At 71.6% G+C, this 13648-nt stretch carries 11 protein-coding genes; 8 read left to right on the top strand and 3 right to left on the bottom strand.

Annotated features, from left to right (window positions below; translation table 11 throughout):
- Positions 1-57 precede the first annotated feature (57 nt).
- Both KN815_RS31940 and KN815_RS31935 read right to left on the bottom strand, forming a co-directional pair.
- Entirely contained in the window at positions 58-1071 is a 1014-nt protein-coding gene (locus tag KN815_RS31940) for an LAETG motif-containing sortase-dependent surface protein (protein ID WP_216345345.1), read from the bottom strand.
- A gap of 828 nt (positions 1072-1899) precedes the next feature.
- Entirely contained in the window at positions 1900-2169 is a 270-nt protein-coding gene (locus KN815_RS31935; RefSeq protein ID WP_216345344.1) for a chorismate mutase, read from the bottom strand.
- A gap of 286 nt (positions 2170-2455) precedes the next feature.
- Between KN815_RS31935 and guaA the strand changes: the two genes are divergently transcribed.
- The 5 genes from guaA to KN815_RS31910 all read left to right on the top strand — a co-directional run bounded on the left by guaA (position 2456) and on the right by KN815_RS31910 (position 7696).
- A complete protein-coding gene (gene guaA, locus KN815_RS31930) occupies positions 2456-4042 on the top strand; it encodes a glutamine-hydrolyzing GMP synthase (protein WP_216345343.1) in 1587 nt (528 codons plus the stop codon).
- A gap of 129 nt (positions 4043-4171) precedes the next feature.
- Complete coding sequence (locus KN815_RS31925; RefSeq protein ID WP_216345342.1) at positions 4172-4762, top strand: Uma2 family endonuclease; 591 nt, start codon at positions 4172-4174, stop codon at positions 4760-4762.
- A gap of 75 nt (positions 4763-4837) precedes the next feature.
- Positions 4838-5635, top strand: coding sequence for a class II aldolase/adducin family protein (locus KN815_RS31920; protein WP_216345341.1), 798 nt, complete (start codon positions 4838-4840; stop codon positions 5633-5635).
- Between the two features lie 105 nt (positions 5636-5740).
- Positions 5741-7036 carry a hypothetical protein gene (locus tag KN815_RS31915; protein ID WP_216345340.1) on the top strand — a complete coding sequence of 432 codons (1296 nt, stop codon included), beginning with the start codon at positions 5741-5743 and terminating at the stop codon, positions 7034-7036.
- A gap of 78 nt (positions 7037-7114) precedes the next feature.
- Positions 7115-7696 (top strand): DoxX family protein, encoded by a 582-nt coding sequence (locus KN815_RS31910; protein WP_216345339.1) that lies wholly within the window; start codon positions 7115-7117, stop codon positions 7694-7696.
- Between the two features lie 79 nt (positions 7697-7775).
- On the opposite strand, the gene KN815_RS31905 is transcribed toward KN815_RS31910, so the two are convergent.
- Positions 7776-9722 carry a serine/threonine-protein kinase gene (locus KN815_RS31905; RefSeq protein WP_216345338.1) on the bottom strand — a complete coding sequence of 649 codons (1947 nt, stop codon included), beginning with the start codon at positions 9720-9722 and terminating at the stop codon, positions 7776-7778.
- 124 nt (positions 9723-9846) lie between these two features.
- On the opposite strand from KN815_RS31905, the gene KN815_RS31900 reads away from it, so the two are divergent.
- The 3 genes from KN815_RS31900 (at position 9847) to KN815_RS31890 (ending at position 13067) form a co-directional block, all read left to right on the top strand.
- Positions 9847-11163: a PspC domain-containing protein gene (locus tag KN815_RS31900; RefSeq protein ID WP_253209362.1), complete on the top strand. Its 1317-nt coding sequence runs from the start codon at positions 9847-9849 to the stop codon at positions 11161-11163.
- Complete coding sequence (locus KN815_RS31895; protein WP_253209361.1) at positions 11160-11468, top strand: hypothetical protein; 309 nt, start codon at positions 11160-11162, stop codon at positions 11466-11468. The genes KN815_RS31900 and KN815_RS31895 overlap by 4 nt, the downstream gene beginning before the upstream one ends.
- 321 nt (positions 11469-11789) lie before the next feature.
- A complete protein-coding gene (locus tag KN815_RS31890) occupies positions 11790-13067 on the top strand; it encodes an ATP-binding protein (protein ID WP_216345336.1) in 1278 nt (425 codons plus the stop codon).
- The last annotated feature ends 581 nt before the right edge of the window (positions 13068-13648 follow it).

Raw genomic sequence — 13648 nt, 5'->3', positions numbered from 1 at the left:
GCGCGGGCCGGTGCCCGGCCCACGCCCGCCCCCTGAAAACCGCCGGAGTCAGGACCGTCAGACGGTGGCGCGACGGCGGCGGACCACGAAGACCGCGCCTCCGCCCGCGGCCATCGCCACACCACCGATCAGGGCGATCATCGGCAGCGCCGACGAGGAACCCGTTTCGGCCAGGCTGCCCTGCGGGCTGATCTCCGTGTTGCCTTCCGGCTTGTGCGGCAGCGGCTTCCTGCCACCCTGCGGCTTCGGGTCGGCCGGCGGCACCTTGCCCGGCTCCGAACCCGCCTTGAGCACGTCGAACTCGTAGTACTCACCGGTCGAGTAGACGCAGTTGCCCTTGTCGTCCGCGTACACGCCGACGCTGATGGCGTAGCCGAAGCCCTCGGGCGCGCTCTTGGCGACGCTCAGCCGGAGGTCGACCTTGAGGGTCTCGTGCGGACGCACATCGGTGTAGCCGATGTAGCCGGAGCCCGCGTCGTTCTCGTCGGTGGAGATCGCCTTCCAGGCGCCGGTCTCGGGGTCCTTGTACTGCAACGTCAGGTACTTGCCCGTCCCGTCGGGGGCGGACTCGTGCACCGTGCCCGCGAAGAGCCCGAAGTCGACCCGCTGGTAGCTGCGGTCCGACTCGTTCTTCACCTGGAACGTGAAGCCGTGGAAGCCGCTGCCCGCCACGACCTTCGACGGCAGGCCGACCAGGGTCGTGCTGAGCTCCGGGTCCTCGTTGTAGTCCCCGTCGTCCGCGCACTCGCCGTCGCCCGGTCCCTCGGTCGACGTCGGGGTCGGGGTCGGGGTGGCGGTCTCGGCCGGGGTGGACGAGGGAGTGTCGCCGGGGGTCGGAGCCTCGGTGGCGCTCGTGGACGGCGCCGGGGTGGTCGGCGTCGGCTCCTCGGTCGGAGTGGTCTCCGTCGGCGACGGGGACGGGTCCTCCGGAGACGGCGTGACCGTCTCGGAGGCGGACGGCGACGGGCTCTCGCTCGGCGTCTCCGCGAAGGCGGCGGGGGCCGCGAGAAGTGCGGCGGGTGCTATGGCGGCCGTAGCTGCGGCAGCCGCCAGGGCGCGGCGAAGCTTCATGAAGACCTCTCTGGGTCCGTACGTATCACCCGGGGGCGATACGCATGTGGAAGGCCGTCGCGGTGGGGGCGCGGGTGTGGCCGTGCGTTTGCACGTACATGACCAGGCGAATGGCCGAAAGGTTGCCTTCACGGTTGCTCACAGAATGGTCACAGAATCCGCCACGGGGGCTCGGCTCCGCATGTCATCACCCGTACGGCGGGTGACCGGCCCGCGCGGGGGCTCGTTGTGCCCGGTGCCGCGCCAGCCAGGAGCGGCCCGGAAAATCCACGCGTGGCTCAGATCCGCCGAGGCGATGAGACGCGGCCCCTGTGGTGATTCAGGCGGCGCGTCGTGGGACCTCGCATCGGCGAGGTGACCGGTCGGCAGGGGACAGCAGCCCGGTCACCACCTCAAGGACGGTCGGTCCCGGGGACGCCTGGGGCCGACCGTATCCGGTCGAAAAGGTTGCGCCCGGCGCTCCGCATCCACCACGATGCTGAGAGGGAGAACGCCCCCGGTCACACCCCGACATTGGTCCGACCACCCGGGCGTACGCGCCGTTCAGACACCCCTGACACACGGGCGCACCCCTGACATACGGACATACCCGTGACATGCGGGCATACCCGTGACATACGGGCCCCAGAAACCAGCGGCGCACCCCCCGGCGCCGCCTCTCAGCACCGGCGCTGCCCTGACGCCGGTGCTGACCGCCTAGGGCCCCGGAGGCGCCCGCCCCGTTCGGGCGCCCCCGGGGCCCTTCGCTTGTTCGAGGGGCCCCTTCGTTCGGCGGGGAGGCCCGCCGCTTGGTGCGGGGGTTCTCCGCTTGGCCGAAAGGCGGCGGTGTCAGATCCGGCCCCGGCACAGCTCCAGCAGCGTCATGGCGAGCGTCGTACCGGGCTTGCCCAGCCGCTGCCGGTAGCGGTCGAGGATCTCCATCTCGCGGGAGAGCTGCACCCGCCGCCCGCCCGACGCGATCCGCGCCTCCTGGATGGCGGCCGAGACGGCCATCCGCTCCCGGACGAGATCGAGGATCCGCCCGTCGAGGGCGTCGATCCGCTCCCGCGCGCCGCCGATCACATCGGCGGCCTCGGTGGCCGAAACGCTGCTACTCATGTCCGTATCTCCTGGTCCATGTCGCGGAGCCCTGGAGTCCGGTCAAGACCCGTGAGAAACGACAGAGCGCCCCGGGCCTTTGCCGGCCCGGGGCGCCTGGGAAGTCGCTGTCAGTGTTTACGCAGCACGACCATGGCAGCCGGACGGGCCGGTGCCATAGGTAAAGACGAAGGTCGCGTGCGTGGACATGGCGTCGATTATGAGCCCGTTAGAATCGAAAGTCCAAACCTGCGGTCCCGCCGCAGACGGTTCCATCGCACGCCACCACCGCCGGAAGGCCGCCGAAGTGCCATCAGCGTCCCCTGCTGCCGCCCCCGACACCGTCCTGGTCGTCGACTTCGGCGCGCAGTACGCCCAGCTCATCGCCCGCAGGGTCCGTGAGGCCCGGGTCTACAGCGAGATCGTTCCGTCCACCATGCCGGTGGCCGAGATGCTCGCCAAGAACCCCAAGGCGATCATCCTCTCCGGCGGTCCCTCGTCGGTCTACGCCGAGGGCGCGCCCTCCCTCGATGCCGCGATCTTCGAAGCGGGCGTCCCGGTCTTCGGCATGTGCTACGGCTTCCAGCTCATGGCCAGGGCGCTCGGCGGCACCGTGGACAACACCGGGGCGCGGGAGTACGGCCGTACGGCGCTCACCGTCACCAAGCAGGGCTCGACGCTCTTCGCGGGCACCCCCGATGAGCAGCAGGTGTGGATGTCGCACGGCGACGCCTGCTCCCAGGCCCCCGAGGGCTTCACCGTCACCGCGTCCACTGATGTGGTCCCGGTCGCGGCCTTCGAATGCGATGAGCGCAGGCTGTACGGCGTACAGCACCACCCCGAGGTGATGCACTCCACCCACGGCCAGCAGGTGCTGGAGCACTTCCTCTACCGGGGCGCCGGTCTGGAGCCCACCTGGACCACCAGCAATGTGGTCGAGGAGTCCGTGGCCGCGATCCGCGAGCAGGTCGGCACCAAGCGCGCGATCTGCGGGCTGTCCGGCGGCGTGGACTCGGCGGTCGCCGCCGCCCTCGTCCAGAAGGCCATCGGCGACCAGTTGACCTGCGTGTACGTGGACCACGGCCTGATGCGCAAGGGCGAGTCCGAGCAGGTCGAGAAGGACTTCGTGGCGGCCACCGGGGTGCAGCTCAAGGTCGTCGAGGCCGAGGAGCGGTTCCTGTCCGCGCTCGCCGAGGTGTCCGATCCCGAGGAGAAGCGGAAGATCATCGGCCGGGAGTTCATCCGGGTCTTCGAGCAGGCCCAGGCCGAGCTGGTGGCCGAGGCGGGCGCGGCCGGGGAGGACGTGGAGTTCCTGGTCCAGGGCACCCTCTACCCCGACGTCGTGGAGTCCGGCGGCGGCACCGGCACCGCCAACATCAAGTCCCACCACAATGTGGGCGGGCTGCCCGACGACATCGAGTTCCAGCTCGTCGAGCCGCTGCGCCGGCTGTTCAAGGACGAGGTGCGGATGGTCGGCCAGGAGCTCGGCCTCCCGGACGAGATCGTCCACCGCCAGCCCTTCCCGGGCCCGGGCCTGGGCATCCGCATCGTCGGCGAGGTCAACAAGGAGCGCCTGGACCTGCTGCGCGAGGCCGACGCCATCGCCCGCGAGGAGCTGACCGCCGCTGGTCTGGACCGCGACATCTGGCAGTGCCCGGTGGTCCTGCTCGCCGACGTCCGCTCGGTCGGCGTCCAGGGCGACGGCCGCACCTACGGCCACCCGATCGTGCTGCGCCCGGTCTCCTCGGAGGACGCGATGACGGCGGACTGGTCGCGGCTGCCGTACGACGTGCTGTCGCGGATCTCGACCCGCATCACGAACGAGGTCGACCAGATCAACCGGGTGGTGCTGGACATCACCAGCAAGCCGCCCGGCACCATCGAGTGGGAGTGACCGCCCTCCCGCTGATCATCATCTGATCGTCAACGCCGACGCCGTCGCTCATTCGTTTGAGCGGCGGCGTCGGCGTTCGCGCTCGGTACGCTGGCCCTACGGCCGAGAATCCCGTCCATGGGAGGAACCATGACCGCTGAGCCGCTGCACACCACCTCGTGGCCGGTGCCGCCGCTGGATGGCTACACCGTGGACGATTTGCTGAGTCTGCCTGATCTCCCGCCGCACACCGAGTTGATCGACGGGAGTCTGGTTTTCGTGGGTCCGCAGCGCTACTTTCACAGCCTTGCGATTGATCTGCTGGTGAGCGGGCTACGCCGCACTGCGCCCCCCGAACTGCGGATCGCGCGTGAGATGACCGTGGTGATCGACAAGCGCAACGGCCCGGAACCGGACATCACGGTGATGCGTGCCGAAGCCGTGCGGAGCCGTGTACAGACCTCTTTCGAGGTCGGCGATGTGATCCTCGCCGTCGAGGTGGTCTCCCCCGAGTCCGAGGCCCGCGATCACGACACCAAGCCGCACAAGTATGCCAACGCGGGTATCCAGCACTTCTGGCGCGTTGAGATGACCAACACGGACGCACGCGCCGTGGTCCATGTCTTCGAGCTCGACGAAGAAAGGCGCGTTTACCGGTCCACCGGCATTCACCACGACCACCTCAAGCTCTCCGTCCCCTTCACCATCGACATCGACCTCACCGAGATCGACCATCTGTAGCAGGCCCTGACTCTGGCCTCCTGCGATACCCAGAGGTAGCTTCCGCTTCAGCACCCCCGAGGAGCGGAGCCGCCGATGACGGACCAGCCGCAGACGCCCACCCCGATACCGACCGATCGGCTGCGGTTCACCATGCCCCCGCAGCACGCCTCCCCCCACGACGAGCGCCGCTATCGCAAGGAGCGGCTGGCGGCGGCGCTGCGCCTGTTCGGGCGGTTCGGGTACGAGGAGGGGGTCGCGGGGCATATCACCGTGCGGGACCCGGAATTCACCGACTGCTACTGGGTGAACCCTTTCGGCGTGCCCTTCGGCCATATCACCGTGAGCGATCTGCTCCTCGTCAATCAGGCGGGCCAGGTCGTGGAGGGGCACTCCCACGTCAACCAGGCGGCCTTTGTCGTTCACTCGTCCGTGCATCAGGCGCGGCCGGACGTCGTGGCCGTCGCGCACAGCCGCTCGGTGCACGGCCGCGCGCTGGCCGCGCTCGGCGAGCCGCTGGAGCCGATCACCCAGGAGGTCTGCGCGTTCTTCGAGGACCACGCGGTCTACGGGGGCACCACGGGCGTCGTCGTGGACGAGGACGAGGGGCGCGCGATCGCCGCGGCGCTCGGCGGGTACAAGGCCCTCATCCTGCGCAATCGCGGTCTGCTGACGGTCGGGGACTCGGTCGACGCGGCCGCGTGGTGGTTCATCACGATGGAGCGGGCCGCCCAGGTGCAGCTCACCGCGAAGGCGTCGGGCAGGCCGGTGCCCATCGACTACGGCGACGCGATGCGGACGCGCGAGCAACTGGGAAACGATCTTGTGGCGTGGATCAACTATCAACCTCTGTATCTACAGATCACCCGCGATGAGCCGGACCTGCTGAGCTGACCCCCTCCGCGGTGCGGCACAATCCCCTCTCGATACCTGTCAGTTGGGCGGTGCCGCGCGAACCCGCGGTCCCGTACGGAACGAGTGAACGACGGAGCGACCCGCGTGGCGGTGGAGACGGCGGAGAACGCCACGACGGCAGAAGGACAGCACCTCCATGGGCATCCCCACGGCCACACGGGCTGTGAATGCCCTCAGGGGGCCCGTGACGGCCATCGGCGGGCGGTGGCCGCGTTCGTGGCCCTGCGCGAGCGTTTCGCGGCCGGAGAGGGCCTTCCAGCGGCCCTCGTCCACTCGGCGGGGGCGTCCCGGCAGTGGGTCTCGGACGAGCTGTCCCAGGCGGCCCGCTCGGTCGCCGACAGCGGCCGGGCCGAGACCTCGGCCTGGCGGTACCGGGTGTGGCGGCGCACCGTGTTCGTGGTGTGGGGCGCGGTCGGCGCGCTACTGATCGGTCAGTTGGCCACGGCGATCGGCACGGGCTGGTCGGTCGCCCGGACGGCCGGGCTCACCGCCGCCGTGGTCACCGCCGCGCTGCTGACCCTCACCGCCCGGCTGCACCGCGCGGACGGCGGCCCGCTCGCCCCGCTGGTCGGCGAGGACAACCGCCTCTCCACCTCCCGCGCCGTCGCCGCCGCCTGGCTGCTGATCGCGGTCTTCGCGGTGCTGGTGCTCGGCGTCGAGCTGGCCGTGGCTCCCGGCGACCGGCAGCGGCTGACCGACGGACTGGCCCTGGACCATGCCGCCGGGCTCCTTACGGTCGCCGCGTTGACGTGTGTGACCGCGGTGCTGGCACGGCTCGTCGTGGCGGCCCGGGTGCGGGCGCAGCGGCTTCAGAAGGTGCGGGCGGTGCGCCCGCGCGCCGCCGATCTGCTGACCGACGACGCGGGCCGCGGCAGCTTCGCCGATGTGCAGTACATCGTCGTCCACACCGCGGCCCTCGCCTTCGCCGCCGTCCGCCTGGGCCGCGAGCCGTGGCGGCTGCCCGATCTGCCGTGGGGCCTGGCGCTGCTGGCGGTCGTATCGGTGGTGATGTACCTGACCGGGAAGTACGCGGAGGGCGGCCGGCCGACCGTGCTGTCCGTCGTACGGGTCCGCCCCGAGGAGGGCGCCATCGACCGCGACGCCCCGATCCGCACCGGCGACGACATCGAGATCCGCGGCAGCGGCTTCGTCCCGCCGGGTGCCCAGGACCCGGACCGGCTGGCCAAGTTGGTCGTCCGCATCGGCACGGTGCATGTCCATGTGCCGCTGGTCCCGGTCGCCGGAGGCTTCAGCAGCCCGACGGACACCGCGCTCACGGTGCCGGTCCCGGTGGACGTCGAGCCGGGCCGGGTGGATGTACAGGTCGTGACGGCCTCGGGCGCGGAGACCAACCCCTATCCCATCGATGTCATGGACTGAGTCGTTCCGGCCTGCCGCTCCGTATGGTTTTGTCGAACGCGCAACGAAATGAGCGGCGCGACGGGAGAGGCGGGCGGCATGAGACACGCGGATCGTATGGCCGGTTCGGGCACGGCGGGCAGCGGCGGCAGCGTGCACGGGGTGGGCGGCGTGAACGGCATAGGCGGGCAGCAGCCCGTGGGAGTCCGGGCCACGGCCGCCCGTTACGCGCTGCTGCCACTGCGGATCTTCCTCGGTGTCACCTTCGTCTACGCCGGGATCGACAAACTCACCGACTCGGCCTTCCTGTCCGACTCGGGCACCGGCTCGATCGGCGCGCTGATGCGTCAGGTGCGGGACAGCTCGGCCCTGCCCTGGATGGTCGACCAGGCTCTCAAGGACCCCACCGCCTTCGGCTACGTCATGGCCTACGGCGAACTGGCCGTCGGCCTCGGCATCCTGGTGGGCCTTCTCTCCCGCCTGGCCGCCTTCGGCGGCGCGCTGATCTCCCTGAGCCTGTGGCTCACGGTGAGCTGGCAGTCGGACCCCTACTACTACGGCAACGACCTGGCCTATCTGATGGCGTGGCTGCCGCTGGTGCTGGCGGGGGCGCCGTATCTCTCCCTGGACGTCGCCATCTCCAAGCGCCGGCGCCGGCAGGGCTCGCAGCTCTTCACGTAGGGCGTGAGGCTTTACGCGGGACCTGTCGGGCGCGTGTCGCTTCGCGCGGGGCGTGGCCGGGGCCCGGGGCCCCGGCCCGTCAGCTCAGGATGCGGAAGCCGTTCCGGACCACGTCGAAGATCGGCCGGTAGGTGCCCCATTCCGCGTCCGGGGCGCTCAGGTAGATCGCGTACTCCTTCTCGCCCTCCTTGCCGAAGCCGAGGTCGATCGCGCGGTACATCCGGACCTCGCCGCGGAACTTGAACTCCCAGATGGCGGCGGGCAAGCCCTGGTACTTCGTCTCCTGAAGCCGCAGCCGCTCGTAGATCGGGTACGCCTTCTTGTCCTTGAACCCGACCTCGAGGTCCTCGAAGTGCTGGACCTGGTCACCGGAGGCGAAGTCCAGGACGTTGATCCGCAGACCGACCAGCCCGTTGGGGGCGAGGTAGCGGACCTCCTGGGTGCGGTCGACCGTGTTGCCGTCGGGGTCGGACTGCTCCTGGCGGGACCAGCCGTCGGGGATGGGCAGGGAGAAGCCGAACTTCTTCTCGGTGACGATGTGGTAGCCGTCCGGCGGGCTGTACGGCTTGTTCGCGGGGGCCGACGGCTTGTCCGTGACGGACTGCCCGCCGCCGTTCTTCTTGCCGTTGTCGTGGTCGAAGCCGAACAGATAGACGCCGCCCGCCACGGTCACGACCGCCAGGGAGGCCGCCACGGCCGTCCGCACCGCCTTACGGCTCTTACGCGCCGGAGCGGGGGCGGGGGTGGGCGGGGACACCGGCGTCTGCGTCGTCATGGACGGCGTCGACGCGGTGAACGGCGTGGAGGTGGGCGGGGTGTGCTGCCGGCCGGGGATGTTCGCGGTGCCCGGGGTGCTCCCCGTACCCGGGGTGTTCCCCGTACCCGGGGTGTTCCCCGTACCCGGGGTGCTGCCCGTACCTGGAGTGTTCCCCGTGCCCGGGGTGTTCCCCGTGCCCGGCGGGTGGTGCGGAAGCCGCGGATCCGAGGGGTACGGAGTGCTCGGTGTGTGCGGGGCGTTCGGCCCACCCGGCGTATGCGGCGTGCTCGGTGTGTGGGACGTGTGTGAATACGGGGTCGATGTCGTGGGCGGGTTCGGCGAGGCGCTGGATGTGGTGCTCGTGGTCCCACCCGTGGCCGCGCCGGGCTCCCGCCGCGTCGACAGATTCATGGTCGCGTCGAGCGGCGGCGTCGACAGCGATGTCGTCTCGGCCTCCGCCGCGGGCAGCCGCAGCGACCGTTCGGTTTCCTCCGCCGAGGGCCGCAGTTCCGGCTCCTTCGCCAGCAGGCGCTCGATCAGCGGACCCAGCGCCCCCGCCTGTTTGGGCGGGTCCAGCGGATCGACGGCGATCGCGTAACCCGTCTCGATCGCCGTGGCCTTGCGGAACGGGGGCCGCCCCTCGACCGCCTGGTAGAGCGTCGCCCCCAGCGCCCAGAGGTCCGACGCGGGGCCGGGCTTGCGGCCCCTGACCCGCTCGGGCGCGATGTAGTCGATGGAGCCGACGACCTCGCCGGTCTTGGTCAGCGTCGAGGTGCCGGTGGCCATCGCGATGCCGAAGTCCGTGAGCACGACCCGGCCTTCGGGGCCGAGCAGTACGTTGCCGGGCTTGACGTCCCGGTGCAGCACCCCGGCCGCGTGCGCGGCGCGCAGGGCGGCGATCATGCCGCGGCCGATGCGGGCGGCCTCGTCGGGGGCGACCCGCTGGCCGTTCTTCAGCAGGTCGGCGAGGGTCGTGGAGGGCACGTACTCCATGACGATGCACGGCAGTCCGTAGTGGTCCACCACGTCATGGACCACGACCACATTGGGATGGGTGATGCGGGCCGCGCTGCGCGCCTCGCGGCGGGTGCGTTCGTGCAGCGTCGTCAGCTCGTCCTCGGCGAGGTGCGGAGAGACGTAGAGCTGCTTGACCGCCACCTGGCGGCCCAGCAGTTCGTCCTCCGCGCGCCACACCGTGCCCATGCCGCCACGGCCGATCTTCTCGACCAGGCGGTAACGTCCGGCTATCAGGTGGCCTTCGTCCGACACCGCTGTCCCCTCCCGCACACGTTCGATGCGACACGATAGCCGCCGCGACCCTTGGGGAGATCTCAGGGAAGACCTAGGGGCATGCCGGATGTCGCGGGTTCGGCCCTGTTGTCACCATGGAGGCATGACCGAAGCACCCACCGTGGCGGACGAGGCCGAGGCCGCGTCCGGTTCCCGTCTGTCACAGACGCCACTGCGGCGCAGTCGTGACCATAAGGTGATCTCGGGGGTGTGCGGAGGGCTCGGCCGCTACTGCGATCTGGACCCGGTGATCTTCCGGGTGGCGCTGTCGGTGCTGGGCGTCGCGGGCGGCCTCGGCCTGATCGTCTACGGCTTCTGCTGGCTGCTGATCCCGTTCCACGACGAGGACGAGAACGAGGGGCGCAGGCTGCTCTCGGGGCGGGTCGAGGGCCCGGGGCTGACGGCGGTGCTGGTGGCGCTGGTGGGCTGTGGGCTGTTCCTGTCGATGCTCAACAACGGCGGCGTCATGTACTTCTCGTTCATGCTCGCCCTCGCGGCGGCCGGTGCGGGCTACTGGTCGCACCACCGCCGCCAGGCGGTGAGCGTGGGCGCGGTGGACCCGGCCACGGCCCAGGCGGTCGCCGACGCGCCGCCCGAGACCAAGGCCCCGCCCACGCGCGGCGGCCCCGCCCCGTCCTGGTGGCGCGACCCGATCGTCAAGGACGGCACGACCGGGCCGCTGGGCTTCGCCTCGGGGTCCGGCGCCGGGTCGCGTACCGGCTATCTGTGGGGGCCGGACGACGGTCCGTACGACAAGGCGGAGGCGAAGGCGGAGCGGGCCCGCCGGGTGCGGGACCGGGCGTCGATCGGCGGCTGGGCCTTCCTGGTGGCGGTCGCCGCCGCCGTGGTGGGGGCGCGGGCGGGCTGGTCCTCGCAGCCGCTGGGCACCAGCCTCGAGATCGGATTCGCCTGCGCGCTGGGCGTCTTCGGGCTGGCCCTGGTGATCGGCTCCCGCTGGGGCCGCGCCGGTGGCGGCACGGTGTTCCTCGCGCTCCTTACGAGCGTGCTGCTGGCGGGTGCGGCGGCCCTCCCCGATTCCGTCACCCCCGACTGGGCCCGCCGCACTTGGGCCCCGACCTCCGTGAGCTCCCTGCGCGGCGGCTATGAGCTGGGCGGCGGCGTCGCCGAGTTGAAGCTGGACCGGCTGCCCCTGAAGGCGGGCGGCAGCGTCTCCAGCCGGGTGGAGATGGGCGCGGGCAAGCTGGCCGTGACGGTCCCGCGCGACGCCCGGGTGAAGCTGGACATCGAGGTCGGGATCGGCGACATCTGGCTTCCGGGCGAGAAGACGAACAACGTCGACATCGGGCCGGGCCGGGAGCGCAAGCTCACCCTGGACCCGGCGGGCGGCCGTAAGGCCGAGGGGACGGTCTCGCTGAAGCTGGAGCTGGGGCTGGGCACCGTGGAGGTGAAGCGATCATGAGGCGCCATTCATTCGGTCAGTCATCCGGGCATTCGTTCGACCACTCGCTCGGTCACCCGGTCCCCGACCGGACCCGCCATGCGTTCGAGCCGGGCAAGCTGGTGGCCGGTCTCGTGATCCTGGGCGTGGCCGCCGCGTACGGGATGGACGCGGCCGGAAAGTGGGACGTCCGCCCGGAGATCGTCCTCCCGGCGCTCCTGGGCGGCCTGTGCGTGGCGGCCCTGACCTCGGCCCTCACCTATGCCGTCCGCCGCCGGTCACGGCGTGGGGCCTCTGAGGAGGGAGGGGGTGAGGGGGAGGGCTGAGGGCGAGGGCTGAGGGGGAGGGGCTAAGGGCGCCTGCGGGGCGGTGGCCGGACGCTTGTGTGGGTGCGTGTGTGAGTGTATGGGGATGTGTGTGGATGTATGGGGTGGGTGTGGATGTCCTGAGGGGGCTGCCGGGCCGGACCCCGGGCGGGCCGGGATCGGGACCCTGGGCGGGCCGGGGTCGGGGCCGGGTCGGGCCGGGATCGGGACCCCGGGCGGGCCGGAGCCGGGGCCCCTTGGCGGGACTCCGGGCGCCGGGTCGGGGGACGATCAGGGGCGACCCTGATACCCACTGTCGGCCGGACGTGTGACGATCGAGCCATGACCGCCGCCGTGCCCCCTACGACCCCCGAGCCACCCCCGCGCAAGCTCTACCGCAGTGCCGAAGGCCGCCTCCTCGGCGGTGTGGCGCGAGGGCTCGCGGGGCATCTCGGGCTTCCGGTCCTGTGGGTGCGGATCGTCTTCGTCGCGCTGTTCATGGCGGAGGGGTTCGGCGCGCTCGTCTACGCGCTCTTCTGGTTCATCGTCCCGCTCGGCGTCGGCGGCGTGGAGACGATGACCACCCGCCCGCTCACCACCGTGGGCCCCGACGGCCGCCGCCGGATCCTGGCCCGCAGGCCGGAGCGGGGCCAGATCATCGCCCTGGTCGCTCTCTGTGCCGGTATGGGCATCTTCATCCAGGGCTTCCACCTCGGCCGCGCCAACACCTACATCTGGCCGCTCCTCCTCATCGGCGCGGGCGTCGCCCTCTTCTGGCGCCAGGCGGACAACGCGCGCCGCGCCCAGTGGGCCGAGCTCAGCCGCAGCAAGCGGGTGCTGCCCCTGGCCCGTGGCGCCACGGGGGTCGTGCTGGTGGCGGCCGGGGTGTCCGGGATCGTCGTCCTACAGGGTTCGGCCAAGCACCTGGGGGCCGTGCTTCAAGCGGCCCTGGCCGTTCTCGTCGGCATCGCGCTGCTGGTGGGCCCGTATGTGGTGCGGATGACGCAGGACCTCTCGGAGGAACGGCTGATGCGCATCCGCGCGCAGGAGCGGGCGGAGGTGGCGGCCCACGTCCATGACTCCGTGCTGCACACCCTCACCCTGATCCAGCGGAACGCGGAGGAGCCCCGCGAGGTGGCCCGGCTCGCCCGCGCCCAGGAGCGGGAACTGCGCGCCTGGCTCTACCGGCCGGAGGGCACGGGCAAGGACGAGGCCGAGGAGCCGGACACCCTCGCGGAGGCGGTGAAGAAGACGGCGGCGGAGGTCGAGGACCACCACGGCGTCCCGATCGAGGTGGTGGTGGTCGGCGACTGCCCGCTGGACGAGAAACTGAGCGCACAGATGCAGGCAGCGCGCGAGGCGATGGTCAACGCGGCCAAGTACGGTGGCGACGGCGGGGCCGTCCAGGTCTTCGCCGAGGTCGAGGGGGCCACGGTGTTCATCTCCGTGCGCGACCGAGGCCCCGGCTTCGACGTGGACGCGGTGCCGGAGGACCGGATGGGCGTACGCGAGTCGATCATCGGCCGGATGCAGCGGAACGGCGGCACGGCCCGGCTGAGATCGGCGCCGGACGGGGGCACGGAAGTGGAGCTGGAGATGGAGAGGGCGGCGACGACATGACCGACGCGTATGGCCTGCCGGCCGGTAACCCAGGCGGCGAGCGCGGCCGCCCTGCCACACCAGGTGGCCCCCCGGCCTTCGGGGGCGGCACCCCGGCCTTCAGGGTCAGCACCCCTGCTTTGGGTGGCGGCACCGCGGCTTTCGGTGGCCTGTCGGCTTTCGGTGGCCTGTCGGCTTTCGGCGGCGGTGCCCCGGCATTCGGCGGACGGCGTGCGACGGCGGCCCAGGCGGCCCGGCGTGGCGTCCCCACGGGGGGCGGCGTCCTCACGGGGGGCGGCGTCCTCACGGGGGGCGCCGCTTCCGCGGCGGGCGGGGCGTCTGCGGCGGGCGGGGCGTCTGCGGCGGGTGGCACTCCGGCCTTCGGCCTCGGCGGACCGCGTGTGACGGCGGCCCAGGCGGCCCCGACTGACGGCCACGTGGCGGGCGGTGTCCCCACAGGAGATGGCGCTTCCGCGCCGGGTGGCACCCCGACTATCGGGGTCAGCACCCCTGCTAGCGGCGGCCTGTCGCCCTTCGGCGGCGGCACCGCGTCCTTCGGCGGCACCGCGTCCTTCGGCGGCCCGCGTGCGACGGCGGCCCAG

This window comes from Streptomyces niphimycinicus (assembly GCF_018883605.1).
Lineage (GTDB): Bacteria > Actinomycetota > Actinomycetes > Streptomycetales > Streptomycetaceae > Streptomyces > Streptomyces niphimycinicus.
The sequence above is the reverse complement of the archived record's forward strand: the minus strand, read 5'-3'. Positions and strand labels throughout refer to the sequence as shown.